Annotated in this window: 26 protein-coding genes and 1 pseudogene; 15 read left to right on the forward strand and 12 right to left on the reverse strand. The window is 49.6% G+C overall.

The window, feature by feature from the left end; all coding sequences use genetic code 11:
- Positions 1-40: 40 nt before the first annotated feature.
- The 4 genes from kefG to slyD all read left to right on the forward strand — a co-directional run bounded on the left by kefG (position 41) and on the right by slyD (position 3,489).
- Positions 41-595 (forward strand): glutathione-regulated potassium-efflux system ancillary protein KefG, encoded by a 555-nt coding sequence (gene kefG, locus ABIC79_RS17840; RefSeq protein ID WP_014411531.1) that lies wholly within the window; start codon positions 41-43, stop codon positions 593-595.
- Positions 595-2,403, forward strand: a complete 1,809-nt coding sequence (kefB, locus tag ABIC79_RS17845; protein ID WP_013573659.1) for a glutathione-regulated potassium-efflux system protein KefB — start codon at positions 595-597, stop codon at positions 2,401-2,403. The genes kefG and kefB overlap by 1 nt, the downstream gene beginning before the upstream one ends.
- Positions 2,404-2,481: 78 nt before the next feature.
- Positions 2,482-2,685: a YheV family putative zinc ribbon protein gene (locus ABIC79_RS17850; protein ID WP_013573660.1), complete on the forward strand. Its 204-nt coding sequence runs from the start codon at positions 2,482-2,484 to the stop codon at positions 2,683-2,685.
- A 198-nt stretch (positions 2,686-2,883) separates the two neighbouring features.
- Entirely contained in the window at positions 2,884-3,489 is a 606-nt protein-coding gene (slyD, locus tag ABIC79_RS17855) for a peptidylprolyl isomerase (RefSeq protein ID WP_013573661.1), read from the forward strand.
- 77 nt (positions 3,490-3,566) lie between these two features.
- On the opposite strand, the gene ABIC79_RS17860 is transcribed toward slyD, so the two are convergent.
- Positions 3,567-3,785 carry a protein SlyX gene (locus ABIC79_RS17860; protein ID WP_014411533.1) on the reverse strand — a complete coding sequence of 73 codons (219 nt, stop codon included), beginning with the start codon at positions 3,783-3,785 and terminating at the stop codon, positions 3,567-3,569.
- A 293-nt stretch (positions 3,786-4,078) separates the two neighbouring features.
- Here ABIC79_RS17860 and fkpA point away from each other — a divergent pair, with 293 nt between their 5' ends.
- From fkpA to bfr, 11 genes are all read left to right on the forward strand, one after another.
- Positions 4,079-4,933, forward strand: coding sequence for an FKBP-type peptidyl-prolyl cis-trans isomerase (fkpA, locus tag ABIC79_RS17865; RefSeq protein WP_013573663.1), 855 nt, complete (start codon positions 4,079-4,081; stop codon positions 4,931-4,933).
- Between the two features lie 264 nt (positions 4,934-5,197).
- Positions 5,198-5,920: a helix-turn-helix transcriptional regulator gene (locus ABIC79_RS17870; protein WP_013573664.1), complete on the forward strand. Its 723-nt coding sequence runs from the start codon at positions 5,198-5,200 to the stop codon at positions 5,918-5,920.
- A complete protein-coding gene (tusD, locus tag ABIC79_RS17875; protein WP_013573665.1) occupies positions 5,917-6,309 on the forward strand; it encodes a sulfurtransferase complex subunit TusD in 393 nt (130 codons plus the stop codon). Before ABIC79_RS17870 ends, tusD begins: the two co-directional genes overlap by 4 nt.
- A gap of 22 nt (positions 6,310-6,331) precedes the next feature.
- Positions 6,332-6,691 carry a sulfurtransferase complex subunit TusC gene (gene tusC, locus ABIC79_RS17880; RefSeq protein ID WP_013573666.1) on the forward strand — a complete coding sequence of 120 codons (360 nt, stop codon included), beginning with the start codon at positions 6,332-6,334 and terminating at the stop codon, positions 6,689-6,691.
- Positions 6,692-6,704: 13 nt separating this feature from the next.
- Entirely contained in the window at positions 6,705-6,992 is a 288-nt protein-coding gene (tusB, locus tag ABIC79_RS17885; RefSeq protein WP_013573667.1) for a sulfurtransferase complex subunit TusB, read from the forward strand.
- Between the two features lie 143 nt (positions 6,993-7,135).
- Entirely contained in the window at positions 7,136-7,510 is a 375-nt protein-coding gene (gene rpsL, locus ABIC79_RS17890) for a 30S ribosomal protein S12 (protein ID WP_013573668.1), read from the forward strand.
- Between the two features lie 96 nt (positions 7,511-7,606).
- Entirely contained in the window at positions 7,607-8,077 is a 471-nt protein-coding gene (rpsG, locus tag ABIC79_RS17895; protein ID WP_005969574.1) for a 30S ribosomal protein S7, read from the forward strand.
- A 96-nt stretch (positions 8,078-8,173) separates the two neighbouring features.
- The gene (gene fusA / locus ABIC79_RS17900; protein ID WP_013573669.1) at positions 8,174-10,288 is read left to right on the forward strand and encodes an elongation factor G; all 2,115 of its coding nucleotides are present in this window, start codon (positions 8,174-8,176) and stop codon (positions 10,286-10,288) included.
- 71 nt (positions 10,289-10,359) lie between these two features.
- Positions 10,360-11,544 carry an elongation factor Tu gene (gene tuf, locus ABIC79_RS17905; RefSeq protein WP_013573670.1) on the forward strand — a complete coding sequence of 395 codons (1,185 nt, stop codon included), beginning with the start codon at positions 10,360-10,362 and terminating at the stop codon, positions 11,542-11,544.
- A 146-nt stretch (positions 11,545-11,690) separates the two neighbouring features.
- Positions 11,691-11,885, forward strand: coding sequence for a bacterioferritin-associated ferredoxin (gene bfd / locus ABIC79_RS17910; RefSeq protein WP_013573671.1), 195 nt, complete (start codon positions 11,691-11,693; stop codon positions 11,883-11,885).
- An 85-nt stretch (positions 11,886-11,970) separates the two neighbouring features.
- Complete coding sequence (gene bfr / locus ABIC79_RS17915) at positions 11,971-12,450, forward strand: bacterioferritin (RefSeq protein ID WP_013573672.1); 480 nt, start codon at positions 11,971-11,973, stop codon at positions 12,448-12,450.
- Between the two features lie 11 nt (positions 12,451-12,461).
- Here the strand turns inward: bfr and ABIC79_RS17920 are convergent, their stop codons facing one another.
- The 11 genes and pseudogenes from ABIC79_RS17920 to gspD form a co-directional block, all read right to left on the reverse strand.
- Positions 12,462-13,295, reverse strand: a complete 834-nt coding sequence (locus ABIC79_RS17920) for a prepilin peptidase (RefSeq protein WP_013573673.1) — start codon at positions 13,293-13,295, stop codon at positions 12,462-12,464.
- 33 nt (positions 13,296-13,328) lie between these two features.
- The gene (locus ABIC79_RS17925) at positions 13,329-13,787 is read right to left on the reverse strand and encodes a type II secretion system protein M (protein WP_013573674.1); all 459 of its coding nucleotides are present in this window, start codon (positions 13,785-13,787) and stop codon (positions 13,329-13,331) included.
- Positions 13,784-14,959: a type II secretion system protein GspL gene (gspL, locus tag ABIC79_RS17930; RefSeq protein WP_013573675.1), complete on the reverse strand. Its 1,176-nt coding sequence runs from the start codon at positions 14,957-14,959 to the stop codon at positions 13,784-13,786. Before gspL ends, ABIC79_RS17925 begins: the two co-directional genes overlap by 4 nt.
- On the reverse strand, positions 14,960-15,946 hold the full coding sequence (gspK, locus tag ABIC79_RS17935; protein ID WP_013573676.1) for a type II secretion system minor pseudopilin GspK: 987 nt from the start codon (positions 15,944-15,946) through the stop codon (positions 14,960-14,962). It abuts the gene before it with no gap.
- A complete protein-coding gene (gene gspJ / locus ABIC79_RS17940; RefSeq protein WP_112152597.1) occupies positions 15,939-16,622 on the reverse strand; it encodes a type II secretion system minor pseudopilin GspJ in 684 nt (227 codons plus the stop codon). Before gspJ ends, gspK begins: the two co-directional genes overlap by 8 nt.
- Positions 16,619-17,008 carry a type II secretion system minor pseudopilin GspI gene (gene gspI, locus ABIC79_RS17945; protein WP_112152596.1) on the reverse strand — a complete coding sequence of 130 codons (390 nt, stop codon included), beginning with the start codon at positions 17,006-17,008 and terminating at the stop codon, positions 16,619-16,621. The genes gspJ and gspI overlap by 4 nt, the downstream gene beginning before the upstream one ends.
- Positions 17,008-17,529: a type II secretion system minor pseudopilin GspH gene (gspH, locus tag ABIC79_RS17950; protein ID WP_166861221.1), complete on the reverse strand. Its 522-nt coding sequence runs from the start codon at positions 17,527-17,529 to the stop codon at positions 17,008-17,010. The genes gspI and gspH overlap by 1 nt, the downstream gene beginning before the upstream one ends.
- Positions 17,530-17,531: 2 nt before the next feature.
- Positions 17,532-17,987: a type II secretion system major pseudopilin GspG gene (gene gspG / locus ABIC79_RS17955; RefSeq protein WP_013573680.1), complete on the reverse strand. Its 456-nt coding sequence runs from the start codon at positions 17,985-17,987 to the stop codon at positions 17,532-17,534.
- A 12-nt stretch (positions 17,988-17,999) separates the two neighbouring features.
- A complete protein-coding gene (gene gspF, locus ABIC79_RS17960) occupies positions 18,000-19,217 on the reverse strand; it encodes a type II secretion system inner membrane protein GspF (RefSeq protein ID WP_126124054.1) in 1,218 nt (405 codons plus the stop codon).
- Positions 19,214-20,740, reverse strand: coding sequence for a type II secretion system ATPase GspE (gene gspE / locus ABIC79_RS17965; protein WP_126124055.1), 1,527 nt, complete (start codon positions 20,738-20,740; stop codon positions 19,214-19,216). The genes gspF and gspE overlap by 4 nt, the downstream gene beginning before the upstream one ends.
- A 3-nt stretch (positions 20,741-20,743) precedes the next feature.
- Positions 20,744-22,474: pseudogene (gspD, locus tag ABIC79_RS17970) on the reverse strand (type II secretion system secretin GspD); the annotation flags it as partial.
- Positions 22,475-22,570: the final 96 nt, after the last annotated feature.

A 22,570-nucleotide genomic window follows, 5' to 3' on the forward strand; every position in this document is an offset into this window, starting at 1 on the left:
AACGGAAAAACCGCACCCTGACGACGCTTTGGAGGTATTGATGTCGCAGCCACCAAAGGTTTTGCTGCTGTACGCCCACCCGGAATCACCCGATTCAGTCGCCAACCGCGTTTTGTTACAGCAGGCACAGCAACTTGAGCATGTCACCGTGCATGATTTGTACGCCCACTATCCTGATTTTTTTATTGATATCCACCGCGAACAACAACTGCTGCGTGAACACAAAGTGATTGTCTTCCAGCATCCTCTTTATACCTATAGTTGCCCGGCTTTATTAAAGGAATGGATGGATCGCGTGCTGGCCCGGGGGTTTGCCAGCGGTGCTGGCGGGAATGCGCTTAACGGCAAATACTGGCGTTCGGTCGTTACCACCGGCGAGCCGGAAGGCGCTTACCGTGCGGGCGGTTATAACCGTTATCCGATGTCCGATATTATGCGTCCGTTCGAGCTGACGTCGGCGATGTGCCATATGCACTGGATGACGCCAATCGTTATTTACTGGGCGCGACGTCAGAAACCTGATGTGTTGCAGAGCCATGCCGAAGCGTACGGCGAATGGCTGCAATCCCCGTTGCCGCATGGGGGGATCGTCTGATGGACGTTTCAAGTATTCCTACGGCAATCCTGCTGTTTTTATTCGCTGCGGTGGTCGCCGTGCCTCTGGCGCAACGTTTAGGTATCGGCGCGGTACTCGGCTATTTGCTGGCGGGGATTGCCATCGGCCCGTGGGGCTTAGGTTTTATCCGTGACGTGGATGAGATCCTGCACTTCTCCGAACTGGGCGTGGTTTTCCTGATGTTTATCATCGGGCTGGAACTGAATCCCGGTAAGTTGTGGGCGCTGCGGCGGCAAATCTTTGGCGTCGGTGCCGGGCAGGTGATCCTGACCGCGCTGGTGCTTGGCGGTTTGTTGTATCTCACGAAGTTTTCCTGGCAGGCGGCGGTGATTGGCGGTATCGGGCTGGCGATGTCATCCACGGCGATGGCACTGCAACTGATGCGCGATAAAGGCATGACGCGTAACGAAGGCGGCCAGTTGGGTTTTGCCGTGCTGCTGTTCCAGGATATCGCGGTGATCCCGGCACTGGCGCTGATCCCGATTCTGGCGGGGGGCTCCGAAGGCAGCAATAACTGGGAAATGATCGGCCTGAAAGTGCTGGCCTTTGGCGGGATGTTGATTGGCGGACGCTATCTGCTGCGGCCGATTTTCCGGCTGATTGTGGCCTCCGGCGTGCGTGAAGTGTTTACCGCCGCCGCGTTGCTGGTGGTGCTCGGCTCGGCGCTGTTTATGGATACGCTGGGCTTTTCGATGGCACTCGGGACGTTCATCGCCGGGATTTTACTGGCTGAAAGTGAATATCAGCACGAACTGGAAATCGCTATCGAGCCATTTAAGGGTTTACTGCTCGGGCTGTTCTTTATTTCTGTCGGCATGGCGCTGAATCTGGGTGTGCTTTATACCCATATTTTGCTGGTGCTGGCGGGCGTGATTGTTCTGGTGACTGTCAAAGGTGCCTTGTTGTACGGGCTGTCCCGTGTATTTGGCTTGCGTACTTCGGTCCGGCTGCAATTTTCCGCCGTGCTCAGTCAGGGCGGTGAATTTGCTTTCGTGCTGTTCTCGGCGGCGGGCGCGCAGAAAGTGATTTCTTCGTCGCAGCTTTCGCTGTTGCTGGTGGTGGTGACGTTATCAATGATGACCACGCCGCTGCTGATGCAGTGGGTTGACCGGATTTTGGTGCGACGCTACAACGACGGCGAAGAAAGCGACGAAAAGCATTTTGTTCAGGATGACGAACCGCAGGTGATTATTGTCGGGTTCGGGCGCTTCGGGCAGGTGATCGGACGTTTGCTGATGGCGAACAAAATGCGCATTACGGTGCTGGAGCGTGATATCAGCGCCGTCGGGTTGATGCGGACTTACGGCTACAAAGTCTATTACGGCGATGCAACCGAACTGGAGTTACTCAGGGCGTCCGGCGCGGAAAAGGCAAAGTCGATCGTTATTACCTCCAATGAGCCGGAAGATACGATGGCTATCGTGCATTTATGCCAGCAGCATTTTCCCCATCTGAATATTCTGGCTCGTGCCCGTGGCCGTGTGGAAGCGCATGAGCTTTTGCAGGCCGGCGTAGTGAATTTTTCCCGCGAGACGTTTTCTAGTGCGCTGGAGCTTGGGAAGAAAGCACTCGTGACGCTGGGCATGCATCCGCACAGTGCGTATCGCGCGCAGCAACATTTTCGCCGGCTCGACATGCGGATGTTGCGTGAACTGGTGCCGCAAAACCGCGGCGACGTTGCGCAGATTTCCCGCGTGAAAGAGGCCCGGCGAGAGCTGGAAGACATCTTTCAGAGTGAAATGCATAACGAACGTCGCCAGCTTGATGGCTGGGACGATGACGAATAGCCCGGTAGCAGAAAAATAATTTCGGTGGTTGATCGAAAACTGACCGGACGCAATATCGGAAATTTCAGGAGAAGTAACATGGCTACAACCCGTAAACGGTTCATCGCTGGTGCGGTGTGTCCGAAATGTAAGGCGATGGATACACTGGCTTTATGGCAGGAAGATCAGGTTGAAGTGGTGGAGTGTGTAAAGTGCGGACACCATCAGCGTCAGACTGACGCGCAGGTCAGCAAGAAGCTTCGCCCGGAAGAGCAGGTGATTGGTATTTTCGATCCGAAGTAGCGTTATGGCTCGTGTTTTTTTATGCTGGTAGTACAGAGACGCGGATTTCCGCTACACTCTTCGCCAAATTTATCCGATCGCGCTTTTCAGGATGATCTCATCGAAAAGTGGCCGTCACTGAATTAGCCTTAAGCGAAGTTGCGTGCGTTATGCAACGCCCGCAGACAACAAATTGAGTTTCCAACGGTAGGAGTTATCATGAAAGTAGCAAAAGACCTGGTCGTCAGCGTGGCATATCAGGTACGTACAGAAGACGGTGTGTTGGTTGATGAATCTCCGGTGAGTGCACCGTTGGATTACCTGCACGGCCATGGTTCCCTGATCTCCGGTCTGGAAACTGCACTTGATGGTCATGCAATTGGTGACGTATTTGACGTACATGTTGGCGCGAACGATGCTTACGGCAACTACGACGACAACCTGGTTCAGCGCGTGCCTAAAGACGTGTTCATGGGTGTTGATGAGCTGGAAGTCGGTATGCGTTTCCTGGCTGATACCGATCAGGGCCCGGTTCCTGTCGAAATCACTGAAGTTGATGGCGACCACGTTGTGGTTGATGGCAACCACATGCTGGCTGGCCAGAACCTGAACTTCCACGTTGAAGTGGTGGCAATCCGTGAAGCGACCGAAGAAGAACTGGCTCATGGCCACGTTCATGGCGAACACGGCCACGATCATGGTCACGACCATGAACACGGTGACGGTTGCTGCGGTGGTCACGGCCACGACCATGATCACGACCACGGTCATGATCACGGCAAAAAAGGCGGTTGCGGCGGTAACGGCGGCTGCGGTTGTCATTAATCGCCCGCACAGTGATATAACAGTGATATAAACGAAAGGCGCCGCAAGGGCGCCTTTTTGTTGCGTCGCAATCCGTATCAATAATGCGGTGGCGGCGTTTCTTCCGACTGATCGGCAATCATTGATGGCTGGCTGGCACGCAGTTTGTCTGTCAGCAGGCGCAGGTGATCGTGCAGTCTGCTCATTTCCAACTGATGCTGTGTGACAATCATGTTCAGCTCTTCAATGGTAATTTCCTGAAAAGCCAGTTTGTTTTCCAGCATCTCCAGACGTTGTTCAATGGTATTTGAGTTCATCATCATTACCTCACTGTATGGCTCGTGTTGATCATGTTGTGCACTGACCTGAACCTCATCCTGTATTGTAGACCGGCGATTCTACCCGTAAAGCCGCAGGATTACCTGACCTCCCTGACGCTTTATCCGTATATCCCGATCGTGTGACGAAACTTATTGATGTAAAAAAGGTCGGAATAAGACGCTAATGGCGTGTATAGAGATTGTTTTGTCGTGAGACGGACAGTTATAGTAACCGCCGAACTTTCGTAATTATTACCAGAGGTCACAGATTTCTGGTCCTGGAGAAATGGATGAAATCACTGTTTAAAGTAACTCTGCTGGCAACCACCATGGCTATCGCCCTGAATGCCACTCAGGTTATGGCTGCTGAAGCCACAGCACCGGCCGCTGCTGCAACTGCGCCAGCCGCTGCCCCTGCTGCAACTGCTCCGGCAGCAACAGATACGGCCAAATTCAAAAGTGATGATGAGCAGGCTGCGTATGCTCTGGGTGCATCGCTGGGTCGCTACATGGACAACTCCCTGAAAGAGCAAGAAAAGCTGGGCATCAAACTGGATAAAGACCAGTTGATCGCCGGTGTTCAGGACGCGTTCGCGAACAAAAGCAAACTGTCTGATCAGGAAATCGAGCAGACTCTGCAAACCTTCGAAGGCCGTGTGAAAGCATCAGCACAGGCTAAGATGGAGCAGGACGCGAAAGCTAATGCTGACAAAGGCGACAAATTCCGTGCTGATTTCACCAAAGAAAAAGGCGTGAAGAAAACTGAGTCAGGTCTGTTGTATCAGGTTGAAAAACCAGGTGCTGGCGCAGCGCCTAAAGACAGCGATACCGTTGTCGTTAACTACAAAGGTACCCTGACCGACGGTACAGAGTTCGATAATTCTTATACCCGCGGTGAGCCGCTGTCCTTCCGTCTTGACGGTGTAATTCCTGGCTGGACTGAAGGCCTGAAACACATCAAGAAAGGCGGCAAAATCAAGCTGGTCATCCCACCGGCACTGGCCTACGGTAAAACTGGGGTTCCGGGGATCCCGGCTAACTCCACTCTGGTGTTCGATGTTGAACTGCTGGATGTGAAAGCGGCACCTAAGGCTGACCCGAAAGCAGCTGAAAAACCTGCTGAAGCAGCACCAAAAGCAAACTAAGTTGCTGCTGAGTCGTTGCAGAAAACCGTCGCTAAATGCGGCGGTTTTTTTTCGCCTCTCACTTTTCTTGCCGCCTGTCCTTCATTTTATTGAGGTTACTCTATGATGATAACTTGACGCTTTTGTTTCCCCGGCATAACGTCACAGATCCATATAATCGTAAGGCCGTTTTTTCTGTGTCTTTGATACAGTAACGACCGTGGAATGATGAATAATGCGTCCTGACTCCCGTTGGAAGGCGCGATAGAGAGGGTGGTAGCTTCGATGTCTAATTCGCTTATAACTGGCGAAACCGGTGAACTGGATTTGCTGGACCAACGTCCGTTCAGCCAGGTCGATCATGAGATTTTGTCTTCATACGAGGCCGTGGTGGACGGGCTTGCGATGCTGATCGGTGAGCATTGCGAAATTGTTCTGCATTCACTGGAAGACCTGAAATGTTCAGCGGTCCGTATTGCTAATGGTGAGCATACTGGTCGTAAAATCGGCTCGCCAATTACGGATTTAGCGCTGCGCATGTTGCATGACATGACCGGTGCGGACAGTAATGTGTCCAAAGCTTATTTCACCCGCGCGAAAAGTGGTGTGCTGATGAAGTCAGTCACCATCGCTATTCGCAACCGTGAGCAACGCGTGATTGGCTTGCTGTGCATCAACATGAATCTTGACGTACCTTTCTCGCAAATCATTCAGACCTTTATGCCGCCTGAGACGCAGGAAGTGGCATCGTCCGTGAACTTCGCGTCATCCGTAGATGATCTGGTGGCTCAGACGCTGGAATTCACCATTGAAGAAGTCAACGCTGACCGCAACGTATCTAACAATGCGAAGAACCGTCAGGTGGTTCTGAATCTTTATGAAAAGGGTATTTTTGATATCAAAGACGCGATTAATCAGGTTGCGGATCGCCTCAACATTTCTAAGCACACGGTCTACCTGTATATCCGCCAGTTTAAAAGCGGTGATCTGGTGGGGAACGAACGTTGAAACTGCGTTACTGCCTGCTGGTCACCGGCCCTGCATACGGCACTCAGCAAGCCAGTGCCGCGTATCAGTTTGCACTGGCGCTGATCGCCAGCGGTCATCATCTCGACAGCGTGTTTTTTTATCGTGAAGGTGTGCTCAATGGTAATTTGCTTTCCGCGCCGGCATCCGATGAATTCGATTTAGTCCGATCCTGGCAGCGCATGGCGGCAGATTACCAGGTGGCACTCAATGTGTGCGTAGCTGCCGCATTACGCCGCGGTGTGATAGATGAAACAGAAGCCCATAATCAGGGGCACGGGCAGACTAACTTGCAGCCGGGTTTTACCCTGACCGGACTGGGCAGTCTGGCTGAAGCTTCGTTGACCTGTGATCGTCTGGTGCAGTTCTGATGTGTGAATGCAGGGAGCAATAATGAAGAAGATCGCGTTTGTATTCACCCAGGGTCCGCACGGTACGTCTGCAGGACGGGAAGGGCTGGATGCGTTGCTGGCAACGTCAGCGCTGACCGAAGATATTGGTGTATTTTTCATAGCTGATGGTGTTTTCCAGTTAATGCCAGCGCAGCAGCCGGAAAAAATTTTGGCGCGTAATTATATTGCCACGTTCGGCGTGTTATCTCTTTACGATGTCGATCAGTGTTTCGTTTGTGAAGAGTCATTAAAGACACGGGGCCTGTCGGCTGGCCATGAATGGGTTCTGGATGTTGAGCCGTTGCCCGTGACTGAAATTCGCCAGCGACTGGCCGAATATGATGTGGTAATGACGTTTTAAATCAGGAAACTCCATGCTTTTTACTCTTGCCAATTCCCCGCAACATTGTGATTTTTCATTGCTTATTCACATGATCGCCCAGGACGATGCGCTTCTGCTGATGCAGGATGGCGTGCTGGCTGCACTTGATGGCAGTGAGGCATGCAACCTGATGAGTCAGCATGTGCAGTCCATTTATGTTTTAAGCGAAGATTTGGCGGCTCGTGGTCTGGTTGGTCAAATTTCACACAGAATCACATTGATCGACTATACTGGTTTCGTCGCGCTGACTGAGAAACATACCCAGCAAACAGCATGGTGAAACAACGATGTGCTGTATATTTCTTGACACCCTCTTAGGTCAGCCCTAAAATTCTGCGTCCCCATATTAGCTAATGCTTTTTATGGGGCGATTTATCACGCGTTTACAAAGTAGTTTATGAACCAAAATCCAGGAGCTTTTTAATGGCAACAATTAATCAGCTGGTACGCAAACCACGCTCTACGAAGGTTGCTAAAAGCAACGTTCCAGCGCTGGAAGCTTGCCCGCAGAAACGTGGCGTATGTACTCGTGTATATACCACCACTCCTAAAAAACCAAACTCCGCACTGCGTAAAGTCTGCCGTGTGCGTTTGACTAACGGTTTTGAAGTTACCTCCTACATCGGCGGTGAAGGTCACAACCTGCAGGAACACTCCGTGATCCTGATCCGTGGCGGTCGTGTAAAAGACTTGCCAGGTGTGCGTTATCACACCGTCCGTGGCGCACTGGACTGTTCAGGCGTTAAGGATCGTAAGCAATCTCGTTCTAAATACGGCGTTAAAAAGCCGAAGTCTTAATGGTTCTCCGTTAAGTAAGGCCAAACATTTTCACTTTACTGTCAAAATAAACTCTTAGAGTTTTGGACAATCCTGAATTAACAACGGAGTATTTCCATGCCACGTCGTCGCGTCATTGGTCAACGTAAAATCCTGCCAGATCCTAAGTTCGGATCCGAACTGCTGGCAAAATTCGTCAACATTCTGATGGTAGATGGTAAAAAATCTACTGCAGAAGCAATCGTCTACACTGCTCTTGAGACCCTGGCTCAACGTAGCGGTAAAGGCCACCTGGAAGCTTTCGAAGTCGCACTGGACAACGTTCGTCCGACTGTCGAAGTTAAGTCCCGCCGCGTAGGTGGTTCTACTTATCAGGTTCCAGTTGAAGTCCGTCCGGTTCGTCGTAATGCTCTGGCAATGCGTTGGATCGTTGAAGCTGCTCGTAAACGCGGTGATAAATCCATGGCTCTCCGCCTGGCGAACGAACTTTCTGATGCTGCAGAGAACAAAGGTACTGCAGTTAAGAAACGTGAAGACGTTCACCGTATGGCTGAAGCCAACAAGGCGTTCGCCCACTACCGCTGGTAATCACTTCGCAGTAGTTATGCTAACCAAGCGGGCGCTTCAAGAAGCCAACCCGCTTGGGTTAACTGAACTTGAACGTCCTAGTTATAGAGGAATCAAATGGCTCGTAAAACACCCATTGAGCGCTACCGTAACATTGGTATCAGTGCTCACATCGACGCCGGTAAGACAACCACTACCGAACGTGTTCTGTTCTACACCGGTGTAAACCACAAAATCGGTGAAGTTCATGATGGCGCAGCCACCATGGACTGGATGGAACAGGAACAGGAACGTGGTATTACCATCACGTCCGCTGCCACCACCTGTTTCTGGTCTGGTATGGCTAAGCAGTTCGAACCACACCACATCAACATCATTGACACCCCAGGGCACGTTGACTTCACCATCGAAGTAGAACGTTCCATGCGTGTTCTTGATGGCGCGGTAATGGTTTACTGTGCTGTTGGCGGTGTTCAGCCACAGTCTGAGACCGTATGGCGTCAGGCAAACAAATATAAAGTTCCTCGTATCGCGTTCGTTAACAAAATGGACCGTATGGGTGCTAACTTCCTGAAAGTTGTTGACCAGATTGAAAAACGTCTGGGCGCAACTCCGGTGCCACTGCAACTGGCAATCGGCGCAGAAGAGAAATTCACCGGTGTTGTTGACCTGGTGAAGATGAAAGCTATCAACTGGAACGAAGCTGATCAGGGCGTTACCTTCGAATACGAAGAAATCCCTGCCAACATGCAAGAACTGGCTGAAGAATGGCGTCAGAAACTGGTTGAAGCCGCTGCTGAAGGCTCTGATGAGCTGATGGAGAAATTCTTTGGTGGCGAAGAGCTGACTGAAGAAGAGATCAAAACTTCTCTGCGTAAGCGCGTTCTGAACAACGAAATCATCCTGGTTACCTGTGGTTCTGCGTTTAAAAACAAAGGCGTACAGGCAATGCTGGATGCTGTTGTTGAGTATCTGCCAGCACCAACTGACGTTGAAGCTATCAACGGCCTGTTGGACGACGGTAAAGACACTCCGGCAGTTCGCCATTCTGACGATTCAGAGCCGTTCTCTGCTCTGGCGTTCAAAATCGCTACTGACCCATTCGTGGGTAACTTGACGTTCTTCCGTGTTTATTCCGGTCTCGTCAATTCAGGTGACACTGTATTTAACCCAGTGAAATCTCAGCGTGAACGTCTGGGTCGTATCGTTCAGATGCACGCTAACAAGCGTGAAGAAATCAAAGAAGTTCGTGCGGGCGATATCGCTGCTGCGATCGGTCTGAAAGACGTGACTACAGGTGATACCCTGTGTGATCCGGATAACGTGATTATCCTGGAACGCATGGAATTCCCTGAGCCGGTAATCTCCGTTGCGGTAGAACCAAAAACCAAAGCTGACCAGGAAAAAATGGGTCTGGCTCTGGGCCGTCTGGCAAAAGAAGACCCATCATTCCGCGTTTGGACTGATGAAGAGTCTGGCCAGACAATCATCGCAGGTATGGGTGAACTTCACCTGGATATCCTGGTTGACCGTATGCGTCGTGAATTTAACGTTGAAGCTAACGTCGGTAAGCCGCAGGTTGCATACCGTGAAGCTATCCGCGCTAAAGTTACCGATGTTGAAGGTAAACACGCTAAGCAGTCTGGTGGTCGCGGTCAGTATGGTCACGTTGTGATCGACATGTACCCATTAGAACCTGGCACAAATCCGAAAGGGTATGAGTTTGTCAACGAAATCAAAGGTGGTGTAATTCCTGGTGAATTCATCGGCGCGATTGACAAAGGCATCCAGGAACAGCTGAAGTCTGGTCCACTGGCCGGTTACCCGGTAGTCGATCTGGGCGTGCGTCTGCACTTCGGTTCTTACCATGACGTTGACTCCTCCGAGCTGGCGTTTAAACTGGCCGCTTCTATTGCCTTTAAAGATGGCTTTAAGAAAGCGAAACCAGTCCTGCTTGAGCCGATCATGAAGGTTGAAGTAGAGACTCCGGAAGAGAACACTGGTGACGTCATCGGTGACCTTAGCCGCCGTCGTGGTATGCTGAAAGGCCAAGAATCTAACGCTACTGGCGTTGTGATTCATGCTGAAGTTCCGCTTTCCGAAATGTTCGGTTATGCAACTCAGCTGCGTTCACTGACCAAAGGCCGTGCATCTTACTCCATGGAATTCCTGAAGTACGATGATGCGCCGAATAACGTGGCCCTGGCCGTTATTGAAGCTCGTGGCAAATAAGCCACTGGTTTAAACACAATGATCCCGTGCTCTCTCTTTGAAGGGAGAGCACAAGAGTAAGGAATATAGCCGTGTCTAAAGAAAAATTTGAACGTAACAAACCGCACGTTAACGTTGGTACTATCGGCCACGTTGACCACGGTAAAACTACCCTGACTGCAGCAATCACTACCGTTCTGGCTAAAACCTACGGCGGTTCTGCACGCGCATTCGACCAGATCGATAACGCACCAGAAGAAAAAGCTCGTGGTATCACCATCAACACTTCTCACGTTGAATATGACACCCCGACTCGTCACTACGCGCACGTTGACTGCCCAGGGCACGCCGACTACGTGAAAAACATGATCACCGGTGCTGCACAGATGGACGGCGCTATCCTGGTTGTTGCTGCAACTGACGGCCCTATGCCTCAGACTCGTGAGCACATCCTGCTGGGTCGCCAGGTTGGCGTTCCATACATGATCGTGTTCATGAACAAATGCGACATGGTAGATGACGAAGAACTGCTGGAACTGGTAGAAATGGAAGTTCGTGAACTTCTGTCTGCTTACGAATTCCCAGGCGACGACATCCCGGTCATCAAAGGTTCAGCGCTGAAAGCACTGGAAGGCGATGCTACTTGGGAAGCGAAAATCATCGAACTGGCAGAAGCACTGGACAGCTACATTCCACTGCCAGAGCGTGCTATCGATAAGCCATTCCTGCTGCCAATCGAAGACGTATTCTCCATCTCCGGCCGTGGTACAGTTGTTACCGGTCGTGTAGAGCGTGGTATCGTTAAAGTGGGCGAAGAAGTTGAAATCGTCGGTATCAAGGACACTGTTAAGTCTACTTGTACTGGCGTTGAAATGTTCCGCAAACTGCTGGACGAAGGCCGTGCTGGTGAGAACGTTGGTGTTCTGCTGCGTGGTATCAAACGTGAAGATATCGAACGTGGTCAGGTTCTGGCTAAACCAGGTTCAATCAAACCACACACCAAGTTTGATTCCGAAGTGTACATCCTGAGCAAAGATGAAGGTGGTCGTCATACTCCATTCTTCAAAGGCTACCGTCCACAGTTCTACTTCCGTACAACTGACGTGACCGGTACTATCGAACTGCCAGAAGGCGTTGAGATGGTTATGCCTGGTGACAACGTGAACATGGTTGTTACCCTGATCCACCCAATCGCGATGGATGACGGTCTGCGTTTCGCAATCCGTGAAGGCGGCCGTACTGTAGGCGCTGGTGTTGTTGCTAAAGTTATCGCTTAATCGCTGATAATTAAGAGCAAAAAAAGGGTGCTTCGGCACCCTTTTTTATTGCCTAAAATTTGTGTGCAAAAGCGTTCAAACTGCATTTGCAATAATAACCATTCTCATTTACAGTTAGTTCAAGATTTATGCGAAGCGTGGTTTATATGTACGTGTGTTTGTGCAATTCAGTCAGTGATAAAACGATCAGACAGGCAGTCAGACGTTACCAGCCGCAAACGTTCCAACAGTTGAGGAGTTTTGTTCCGGTAGGAACGCAATGTGGCAAATGTGTTCGTGCGGCGCGACAAATAATGGAAGATGAATTACAGCAAATTCCTGAGTTCAAAAACATCGCGTAAAAATACTTAGTTAAAAAGTGTGCCTTTTTTTTGACTTACTCTGAACCGGATCTACGCTTTAGATACCGGAACGGAGGAGTTACCTATGAAAGGCGATAAAAAAGTCATTGCACACCTCAATAAACTTCTTGGAAATGAACTGGTTGCTATCAATCAGTACTTTTTGCATGCCCGTATGTTTAAAAACTGGGGACTGATGCGTCTCAACGGTATCGAATATCACGAATCCATTGATGAAATGAAGCATGCTGATATCTATATTGAGCGGATCCTCTTCCTGGAAGGGCTTCCTAACCTGCAGGATCTCGGCAAACTCAATATTGGTGAAGATGTTGAGGAAATGCTGAAATCTGATTTGCTGCTGGAACTTGAAGGGGCGAAGGATTTACGCGAAGGCATTGCTTATGCTGACTCGGTGCACGATTACGTCAGCCGCGATTTAATGATTAATATCCTGGCGGATGAAGAGCATCACATCGACTGGCTGGAAACCGAACTGGAACTCATCGGGCGTATTGGCATTCAGAACTACATCCAGTCTCAGCTGAAAGAAGAATCCCAGTAATTTCTGCTGTATTAACTCAACATCAGCCAGATTGTTTTGCTCTCCTGGCTGATGTAAATCAGCGCACCAGCCAGTGCCAGGCAGGGGCCGAAAGGTGTTTGCTCTGACATTTTATAAATACTTACCCTTACCAGTGTGAAAACGATCCCCGCAAGCGCGGCGAGAATACACAGATATGGCAACATCTGCCAGCCCACCCAGGCGCCAAGTGCTGCCAGGAGTTTAAAATCCCCGTACCCCATTCCCTCTTTGCCGCTGACTAACTTGACACTCCAGTACAAAAACCACAACGCCAGATAACCTGCGACCGCGCCATATAATGCATTCTGAAGTGTCACGCTGCCGTACAGAGAGTGGACGAGTAACCCGGCCCACAGCAATGGCAGTGTCAGCCGGTCAGGAAGCAGGTAAGTTGCCAAATCAATCAGGCTTAGTGCCAGAAGAAACCAAAACAGTAATAAGGCACTGAATAAACTCAGGGGAGTGGTAAACAGAAACGACAGACCAAGAAACATGGCGGCGCATCCTGCTTCTGTAAGGGGGTACCTTTTAGAGATCGTGGTTTTGCAATAATGGCATTTCCCCCGTAACAACAACCAGCTCAAAACCGGAATGTTCTGCCAGTATTTTAGCGGATGTATACAGGCGGGGCAGTGTGATGCCGGAAGGCTCAGATTAAAGCCATGCTCTGTCAGTTGACCATCGTTCTGAATCATCAGCGGCAAGCGATAAACGACGACATTAAGAAAGCTGCCCAGCAGCAATCCCAAAACAGCGACGCAGGTGTGATAAAACCCGTCGGGTAATGATGTGATATAAGACAATTGCTGCCATCCTCCGTCCATGCTAAATATCTTCCTTGTTATGACATCTGCCCGTTAACGCAGTGTGAGTTGAGGAACACTGACGCTTCCTGTTGGTCCGTTACCTGTCACTATTGAGATGGCCACGACCTGAATACCGTATTCCTTATTGAGAATTTCAAGCCAGCGTAAAAGGGTGGTGTAAGGGATCTGCTCAAAGCTTAGGGCGACTCCCCGTTCATTCTGAGTAGTCTTAGGAAGTTGCAGGGATAAACCTGCCGCTGAGGTGTTAATAGCTTCCGTCAGCTTTTCTGTCTTAACCCGCAGTCCGGAAGGTGCCCCGAGACGCTGGGTTTGCTGAATCATCCATTCAAGCTGGTGATGTTGCGTGTTGACCCGTGCCCGGGATTGGGCGATCTGGTTGTTGAGCGGGGTTAAAATACCGTACCAGATGCAAGTTACTGCCAACAGAAAAGCGGCAACCAGTATCAGCCATCTTTCCCGTTCATTTTTAAGCATCAGCCACTGTTTCATGATTTACTCCGCTGAGTTAGCGTGGCGGTGATACCCGCTGATGACGTGGCTAACTTAGAAATGGCAAAGTGAAAATCGCTTTCGGTCCGTTCGACGAAATCATCAATCGCCGCCCGGTCACCCGTAGTAATCTGCAGAGTGAACTGTTTCGTCTCTTGCTGAAAATCTAATTTATCTATATCAATTTGCGGGCTCTGCCCCTGATAAGTCGTGAGTTTTGCCAGTGCAGGAAGAAAAGCCATGGGTACTTTTTTCATATTTTGTTCAAAATAAAACTTCAGATTACGGGTGTGTTTGTCCTGCGGAAACCAGGTTTGATGAAGTGCAAGCATCTCTTTTTTCAGTAATGATTCTTGCTGAGAAATCTGCCACCAGGTGAAAAGTTTGGCGCCGATAATCACTAGCACCGTGAGTATCGCCATGCTGGTTGCCACCCGTAGCAGATGACGTTCCCAGACGGATTCTTCTTTACGCACGGCGAACTCGCCCTGCAGCAGATTCACTGCTGACGGACAGTTATTCTTCATCATAATCAGGGGATGAAAAGGCAGATCAGCGCGCACCCAGCCAGCAGAAATCGATTTCTCATCTCCGTAGTAATGTAATGTCTCCGGCGTTGCGATTTTAAGTAGGGTATCGAGTAATACCTGCTCAACCTGGCAGCCTGAATATTCCGACTGTCGAAGGAGCCACTGCTTATCAAGCTTCATTATCGACCAGCCTTCTTCATGCCTGGGCAGCAGCAAGGCATCAATATAAATGTGCCTTATTGTCAGCCCTGCATCGCTAAATAGCCGAAGCCAGTTTCTTAAATAATCTGATTCAATACCCGCCACAAAGAGTGTCTGTTTTTCTCGATAAAGCTCAACCCAATGCAACGTATCGACATCGCTGGCAATACTTTCTTCAGTAAGATGGCCAATCATCTGGCGAGTAATTTTGTTTGCGTGTTGAGGCAGAGCGATCTGACGGAAAACTATTTCACTGGCCGGGATGAACAGACAAACATTACGTGCCGCAGGTTGTGTGGCGAGTTCTGATAAATGTTCGGTATCCGGCAGGCAATGGATATCGTTGTCACATTCTGCCTTATCCGTGAACCAATAGAGTGAGTGCTCTGGCGTAGTACCAGCCCTGATAAACAGCCTGTTGGCCAGATGAAGTTGTTCCATTTACTCAATTACCCGATAGCGACGTTGATAAATTTTGATTTTTGAATCCTGTGGATTGAATTGCACAAAACTGCTCATAGCATTTTGCTGTTCTTCAAACCGGCCTAGCGTATAGAGGACGAAGTATTGGCTGCGTACCGTCAGCAGCGGTTTTAATTCGCTGCTTTGGATTTCCAGACTAAAACGCTGTTTCTTCACCTCTTTCAGAAAAGCGTCAACAGAAACCCAGCCTCTGCGCGGTCGCGCTGAAATTAATCTGATTGCATCCTCCTGATTAATACCGCCAAGAAATAAGGCGCTTAACAGAGGAGCCTGTTCTTCGGTCAGCATATTCACATTAATTTGCTGAAACTCTTCGGGGAGAGTGCAAAGCTGATGTCGGATTTTTTTGAGTGGCAGAAGAGGGAGGTCGGGCAGCAGCGCCAGCTCATTCAGGGAAAAAAGACGTTGATTAGCTGCAGCACGGGGCGGTATCAGCGTTTCGTAATACTCGGATTCCGCACCGGATGTTCGGGTCTCGTTATCGGCATCAAGATAATCGCTGAGGGTATCAGCGAACCGCTCGGTTTCAACGGATGTTGCCTGCGCATCGAGAAGAAGTTGTTTCAGTACCTGCGTATTGTATGGTTCACCCTCTATCGTCGTGTCAGGCTCGTTATTACGCAGGCTGTTAATGTTAAAACAGTTTTGTCCATCAGCAATAATATAGTCCACTGAAAATCCATCCTGGCCGGTGAAGTGGCCTTGCTGAACGGCAAACTGATCGAGGTTGTTTTGAACAGGGTTTTCGGTAAGTTCTTTTTTCAGTCTCGGCAGGGCGATTTCTTCAGCGGCAAAGGTTAGCCAGCGTAATTGCTGTTGATTGAGTAACCAACTTTGGCGGTGCTGGCTGACCTGAAATTGCAGCGTCATTTTTGCCGCTAATGCAGCCATGATGGCAAGGATCATTAAGACGATCAGTAGCGCCACACCTTGTTGCTTACTCATCGGTGGTGTTCTCCCCGTTTAAGGGTATCGGAGCTGCGGATTCAGAACTTGCTTGCTCAGACGGCTTATCAACTGACTCTGCCTTCGTCTCCTCAATTATTTGGGGCAGGAGGAATAACCGGCGTATTTCACCCATATCTTCCAGCGTGACAATGAGTTCGATGACTTTTGGAAAAGAATCCGTTTTGCTCCAGCTGTTGGTCCAGCCGCCGGAATAGAATCGCCAATGCAAAGAACTTACGCCTGTCAGCAGGGTAAAGGGCGTTATCGCTGATGAATCAGTCAGTGGCTGGGACGGAAGAGATTGTGCGCTGCGCGTCAGTGTGTGATCGGTAAATGTCCAGGTAACCCGTGTAAGATCACTGGCAGACAAGGGGGCTGATGCAGAATAACTGCCAATGGTTGTAAAACTTAATGAGGTCTCAGAGGCTGATAAAAGAGCTCCTGCCACATCGGTTTGCCGTGGCAATATCTGGATCAGATCCCGTTCCAGCAAAGAAAATGTAGTCTGAATTCCGGTCAGTCTTGCCGTGTGTTCTTGTGCTATTTCACTGTTTTTAACTGATGCGGAAAGGATCTGATAGGCCAGCAGGCTGAGAAGCGCAAATATCGTCATCGCAATCATGACTTCTATCAGCGTGAAACCTTGTTGTTTGGCTGTCTGCTGGCTGCTCATGGCTTCTCTGCCATTATCTGAGTCCAGCGGCTCACCGAAAGGATCGGTGAAAGGGCATCTTCTACCTGAAGAACGCGTACCTGGTTCTGGCTAATGTTGTTCTCTCTATCAAGGGTATGTTGCTGTTCAACAAACCATTCCTGCCCGGCTAGTGTTACTCGTCTTTTTTCTTTTTTTTCCGCTTTGATCTGTGTTTCTATCAGCGTATTTTCAGCAACCCAGCTGGCAAAGAGAGAAGTTCGAAAATGATCTACTGCGCTCATTTGCGAACTCAGGCTATTCAGTAATGCCAGAGCCGCCGTGGCGAAGATGCCGAGGGCAATGATTACTTCAATCAGAGTCATACCTTGCTGATTTTTAACACTACACGTTGAAGATATACGCATTATTTTCCAGACCTTCTGACATTGAATATCAGTGGCAGTCGTCCTTCAGAAATGATGCTGCAACAGGCCGGTTCAGATGCAGAGGAAGAAAAACTGAGTTCAAAGACTGAAAGTGTTCCGTCGGGCATAAAAACAATTTGTGGTGGGCGGTTGATAGATTTATTGAGGGATAAAGGGCTGAGCGAAAGGGTTTCATTTTCCGCAAATTCACCGCTGACAGGCATGCGGGAAGATTCAATTTCTTGCCACTGAGGCTCACGTGTTAGTGGAATCAACGTTAGCGTGCCACCTAAAATCACAAACCGATAAGCGCCGGCCGTTAAGGAAAGCCCGAGCGGTTTTCCTTCCAGCACTGCGCGCTCAGCAGCATATTCCATCACTGTTTTCATTTGCTCGGCGCGTTGGATTTGTGAGTTGTCAGACGGTAAAACCATGACCACAACCCCTGCGGCAATGGCGAAAATGGCCATTACCATCAGTATTTCCAGCAGCGTAAAGCCGGATTGTTTGACCGCAGACAAGGTTAGTGATCCTTCTCAACCCAGTTCTTTATGTCATCTGCGGTGTTGGGCTCACTGTCAGGCCCGGCAGAAAAGACATCGATAGCCCCATGTTCACCTGGACTGACCAACATGTATTCGTTGCCCCAGGGATCGGCGGGCAAACGCTTTATGTATCCATCGTTACGATAATTGGCAGGTAGCGGGTTGATCGTGGGCAGGGTTACAAGGGCTTCAAGCGTTTGTTCGGTTGTTGGATAGCGATGGTTATCCAGCTTATACATGTCGAGGGCGTTCTCGAGGGCGACAATATCGCTGACGGCTTTTTGGGTATCTGCTCTTTCTTTGTTGCCCATTACATTAGGAACAACGAGCGCTGCCAGCACCCCGAGAATGACGATAACCACCATCAGTTCGATTAATGTAAAGCCTTGTTGCTTCTGAGTGCCAATGTACTGATTTTTTTGAATGTTTAACATGGAATGATACCTTTAACTGACCAGATTATTAAGCTGGAGAATCGGTTGTAAAATCGACATGATGATGAATAAAACAATACTGGCCATAGTGACAATCAGCAGTGGTTCAAATAGCGCCAATACCATTGAAAGCCGGTGTTGCATCAGCTTGTCCTGATTGTCAGCCGCGTGTGCCATGAGCTCGCCAAGACGTCCGCTTTGTTCACCGGAAGCAATCATGTAGAGCATCATGGGTGGGAAGAGGCGGGTTTGTTCCAGAACAGCAAAGAGCGAGCTGCCCTGACGAACATGTTCTGCCGCTTGGGTAAGTAAATAATGGATCCGACGGTTAGTTATCCCTTCTGTTGAGATTTTCATCGCATCAAGTAAAGGAACGCCGCTCGATTGCAAAATACTGAGAGTCCGGGCATATCGGGCACTATTGATGGCCCTGATCAGTGGCCCTAAAACGACAACACCGAGCAACGCCGTATGAAAACGCATAAGATTATGCTTACGGCGCAGAGCCAGCCTGAAGGTAGCGATGAAAGCGATAACCACTATGGCAATCACCCACCATGTATGTTCCAGGAAACCACTGACGCCAATTAAAATACGGGTGGAGATGGGCAGCGTATGTTTCATATGCACAAACTGTTCAATGATTTGCGGGACGACGGCAACCAGCAAAATAACAATCACTAGAATGGCAATGATGGTGAGCATGGCCGGGTAAATCATGGCTTGCGACAACTTGCTTTTGATTTGCTGGCGGATTTCATAATAATCCGCCATTTTTTCCAGTACGGTGCCGAGTTGTCCGGTTCGTTCACCTGCCGTGACCAGTGTTCTGAACATCGGATCAAATAGGCGAGGAAAATCAGATAATGCATCGGCTAGCGTATGTCCCTCCACCACTTTGTTACGCACAGCGGTCAGCACTTGCGTGAGTCCAGCGTGCTCGGTTTGGCGGGCAATAACGGCAAGTGCGGCTTCTACGGGCAGGGCTGCATTGGTTAATGTGGCGAGCTGACGTGAGAATAGTGAAATGGCATGTGAAGGGACACGCGTTTTCAATCCTTTATTTTTACTATTTAGAGTTGTCAGCGAGTTGCCCACCTGCTTTATTTCAAGAAGCGTTAAACCCCGCTCGCGGACAATCTGGCGCGCCAGGCGGAGAGAATCGGCATCAATTACTCCTCGCTGCGTCTTGCCCGTCGGGGTGATTGCATGAAAGGCGAAGCGGCTCATGAGGGCGTTCCCCGTGTCGCTATCTCTTGTTCGGCAGTAACTCTGATCACTTCTTCCAGCGTAGTCTCGCCGCTAATGGTTTTAAGCAGTCCATTTTCCCGCAAGCTTCGGGCAGTTTTGCGATGAATGTTCTCAATGGAAAATTCATCCTGATTCTCATGAATAGCCTGACGTATAGCGTTATCAACAACCATGCATTCGTGGATAGCCACCCTGCCTTTATAGCCCGTGAAATGGCATTGAGAACATCCGACGGCTTTAAAAACAGTGGCTGGTGGTTCAGGCAGAAAGTGGAATAAAGGAATGTGAGACACATCTAACGGGGACTGTCGGGTACAATGCGGGCAAAGGCGTCGCACGAGTCGCTGAGCCACCACGCCTAATAATGAGGAGGCGAGAAGGAAGGGCTCCAGACCCATATCCCGTAAACGGGTAATGGCACCGACGGCACTATTTGTATGCAATGTTGACATCACCAGATGGCCGGTCAGTGAAGCCTGCACCGCGATTTGAGCTGTTTCATTGTCGCGGATCTCACCGACCATGACTACATCCGGGTCCTGACGCAAAATCGCCCGCAAACCGAGCGCAAATGTCATTTCTACACGGGGGTTAACTTGCGTTTGCCCCACGCCCTCCAGTTCATACTCAATCGGGTCTTCGACAGTAAGAATGTTACGCTCGTTATTGTTGAGTGCAGAAAGAACTGCGTACAGAGTCGTGCTTTTACCTGAACCGGTCGGCCCGGTGACCAGAATGATCCCGTGAGGTTTACGGATTAATGCCGATAGCTGTTGTTCGTCCTGTGGAGACAGACCAAGTTGTGGAATCTCAAGACATAAATTATTTTTATCCAAAAGGCGCATCACCACACGCTCACCATATTGAGCTGGAATGGTCGATACGCGGATATCAATCGCCCGGTGACCGATACGTAACGAAATGCGACCATCCTGAGGTAAACGTTTTTCAGCGATATCCAGTTTCGCCATCACCTTGATGCGCGATACCAAGAACGGTGCCAGCTTGCGAGCCGGTTGCAGGATTTGCCGTAAGACGCCATCGATACGAAACCGAATACTGAGCATGCGTTCGAAGGTTTCGATATGGATATCCGAAGCACCCTCTTTGACTGCTTCAGAAAGCACCGCATTAATAAGACGGATGATCGGCGAATTTTCATCACTGGCCAGTAAGTCTTCGTTATCAGGTAATTCCTCAGACAAAGACAGAAGATCGACCTCGTTATCGATATCATCAATGATTTGTTGTGACTCGCCGCTGCTACGCTGGTAGGTTGCTGATAACTTTTCATCGAACAATGTCGTTTCCACTATTTCGACCGCCGTTATTTCACCCATGATCCGACGTACTTCGAGCAGTGTTTCCACTGAAATGTCCTGTCGGCAAAAAAGCACGTTATCAAGCAGCGTTACGCCTTTTTGTTTGGCGTAGGTATAAGGCAGAACAGGGGAGGCTTGTTCCACAACGGGTCTATATAGCACTTCGTTATCACTGTTCATGGCTTATCCACTAAACGGATTACGAGGTTTGCCGTCATCAGGCGTGGTGGATATGGATGCTTTTGGCACATTGTTCCCAGGATAGTCAGGCAAAATAGAACGAGTATTTGGCGTGAGCAGATCCTGATGGTCCTCATCCTGACGCGTTTTTTGAATTTTTTGAAAGTGCGAATATTTCTTATTGGAAATGGAAGAGTAAACCTCATCATCACGAATAATGGTCGGCCTGATAAACACCATCAGATTACGTTTTGCTGATTCAGTGCTGGTATAGCGGAACAAATTGCCTATCCACGGAATATCACCCAACAGAGGAACTTTGGATTTGGTTTCTTTGGTACTGTCATCCAGCAAACCGCCCAGGACTACAGTTTCACCCGTACGAACCAGCACGGCATTGGAAATGGTTCGGGTATTGAAGGTCGGGCCAAGACTAGAGTTAGTTGAAGTATCAACGCTGGAAACTTCCTGTTCGATTTCCATCAGCACAGAGTCACCTTCATTGATCTGCGGAGTGACCTTTAATTTTGTGCCGACGGTTTTGTAAACCACGCTGCTATAAATGTTATCGCCAGATGTGGTTTGTGAGCCGGACAGGGAGGGGACTTCCTGACCGACGTTGAATGAGGCTTCTTTATTATCGAGAGTGACAATGCTTGGGGTAGCAAGAATATCGTTTTTATTACTGGTGGATAACGCAGTGAGTAAGACGTTCCAGTCACCGCTAAAGAAGCCTGCGGTCATGCCATTGAAGGTCTGCAAAGTGCTGCTCAGAGGATTATCGCTGCTGATAATGCCCTCTTTTTTGTACTGGCGAACTCCGGCCGCAACGGTCGATATTGGCGCGCCGGTTCCGGTAAATTGTGTTCCGCCAACCTGGTTGTTGCTCCACTGGATACCCAGATTAAGCCCGTTGCCATCCTGTACTTCGACAATAATGGCTTCGACTAACACCTGTGCACGGCGGATATCGAGCTTGGTGATGACCTGTTCGAGTGACTGCATCACATCCTGCTGTGCAGTAATGACGATGGAGTTTGTTTGTTCATCTGCAGTGATGCTCATCGGCTTGTTAGACGCGCCGGAAGGCTGAGCTGTTTTGCCTTCTTTCATCTCTTCTGTGATGCCAGTAAGTACGGGAACGATTTTTTCCGCTTTGGCATATTTCAGATAGAAAACACGCGTATTGCCCTGAGATGACTGGTCTTTATCAAGCTGACTAACCAGTTTTGCTGCGCGGCTGCGCACGCCTTCTGGCCCGCTGATGATTAGGGTGTTGGTTCTCTCATCCGCGACGATTTTGGCTTGTAATATGGACGATGATTGTCCTTTAGATTCCTCGCGAACCAGGTTGTTCATCATCTCAGCCATTTCCGGGGCAGAAGCATATTTTAGTTTAATGGTTTGCCTTTGCTGGTCACCCATCGCGTCAACGCGTTCGACAAGCTTAATAAGCCGGTTGACCACAGATGCCCGGCCCGTCAGAAGCAAAACATTGGAAGGTTCGTAATGAACAACATTCCCTACTCCGGTACTGTCATTCATCTGGCGAAGCAAAGGTGCCAACTCTCTGACCGGCACATTAAGAAGCGTTACGACGCGGGTGATAATTTCATCTCCCTTACCGGGGCTGTTTTTGTCTGCAATGGGCACGCCAGACATTTTCGCATTCGCTGAACGTACGACCTTCAGTAGCCCGTTATCCATGGGGATCACAGCAAAACCATAGACATCCTGACCTGCCCCCAGGATTAGATACAACGCTCACTTAGTAATGTCGGATCCTTCACTATCAGAATTACCCTTTCTCCAGGCCGCCGCAAATTCAGA

It is taken from the genome of Rahnella sp. 2050, from assembly GCF_040544515.1.
Lineage (GTDB): Bacteria > Pseudomonadota > Gammaproteobacteria > Enterobacterales > Enterobacteriaceae > Rahnella > Rahnella aceris.

Coding starts and splice junctions, on each gene's coding strand:
- kefG (WP_014411531.1), top strand. CDS start 41: ATGTCGCAGCCACCAAAGGTTTTGCTGCTGTACGCCCACCCGGAATCA.
- kefB (WP_013573659.1), top strand. CDS start 595: ATGGACGTTTCAAGTATTCCTACGGCAATCCTGCTGTTTTTATTCGCT.
- ABIC79_RS17850 (WP_013573660.1), top strand. CDS start 2,482: ATGGCTACAACCCGTAAACGGTTCATCGCTGGTGCGGTGTGTCCGAAA.
- slyD (WP_013573661.1), top strand. CDS start 2,884: ATGAAAGTAGCAAAAGACCTGGTCGTCAGCGTGGCATATCAGGTACGT.
- ABIC79_RS17860 (WP_014411533.1), bottom strand. CDS start 3,785: ATGAACTCAAATACCATTGAACAACGTCTGGAGATGCTGGAAAACAAA.
- fkpA (WP_013573663.1), top strand. CDS start 4,079: ATGAAATCACTGTTTAAAGTAACTCTGCTGGCAACCACCATGGCTATC.
- ABIC79_RS17870 (WP_013573664.1), top strand. CDS start 5,198: ATGTCTAATTCGCTTATAACTGGCGAAACCGGTGAACTGGATTTGCTG.
- tusC (WP_013573666.1), top strand. CDS start 6,332: ATGAAGAAGATCGCGTTTGTATTCACCCAGGGTCCGCACGGTACGTCT.
- tusB (WP_013573667.1), top strand. CDS start 6,705: ATGCTTTTTACTCTTGCCAATTCCCCGCAACATTGTGATTTTTCATTG.
- rpsL (WP_013573668.1), top strand. CDS start 7,136: ATGGCAACAATTAATCAGCTGGTACGCAAACCACGCTCTACGAAGGTT.
- rpsG (WP_005969574.1), top strand. CDS start 7,607: ATGCCACGTCGTCGCGTCATTGGTCAACGTAAAATCCTGCCAGATCCT.
- fusA (WP_013573669.1), top strand. CDS start 8,174: ATGGCTCGTAAAACACCCATTGAGCGCTACCGTAACATTGGTATCAGT.
- bfd (WP_013573671.1), top strand. CDS start 11,691: ATGTACGTGTGTTTGTGCAATTCAGTCAGTGATAAAACGATCAGACAG.
- bfr (WP_013573672.1), top strand. CDS start 11,971: ATGAAAGGCGATAAAAAAGTCATTGCACACCTCAATAAACTTCTTGGA.
- ABIC79_RS17920 (WP_013573673.1), bottom strand. CDS start 13,295: ATGGACGGAGGATGGCAGCAATTGTCTTATATCACATCATTACCCGAC.
- ABIC79_RS17925 (WP_013573674.1), bottom strand. CDS start 13,787: ATGAAACAGTGGCTGATGCTTAAAAATGAACGGGAAAGATGGCTGATA.
- gspL (WP_013573675.1), bottom strand. CDS start 14,959: ATGGAACAACTTCATCTGGCCAACAGGCTGTTTATCAGGGCTGGTACT.
- gspK (WP_013573676.1), bottom strand. CDS start 15,946: ATGAGTAAGCAACAAGGTGTGGCGCTACTGATCGTCTTAATGATCCTT.
- gspJ (WP_112152597.1), bottom strand. CDS start 16,622: ATGAGCAGCCAGCAGACAGCCAAACAACAAGGTTTCACGCTGATAGAA.
- gspI (WP_112152596.1), bottom strand. CDS start 17,008: ATGCGTATATCTTCAACGTGTAGTGTTAAAAATCAGCAAGGTATGACT.
- gspG (WP_013573680.1), bottom strand. CDS start 17,987: ATGTTAAACATTCAAAAAAATCAGTACATTGGCACTCAGAAGCAACAA.
- gspF (WP_126124054.1), bottom strand. CDS start 19,217: ATGAGCCGCTTCGCCTTTCATGCAATCACCCCGACGGGCAAGACGCAG.
- gspE (WP_126124055.1), bottom strand. CDS start 20,740: ATGAACAGTGATAACGAAGTGCTATATAGACCCGTTGTGGAACAAGCC.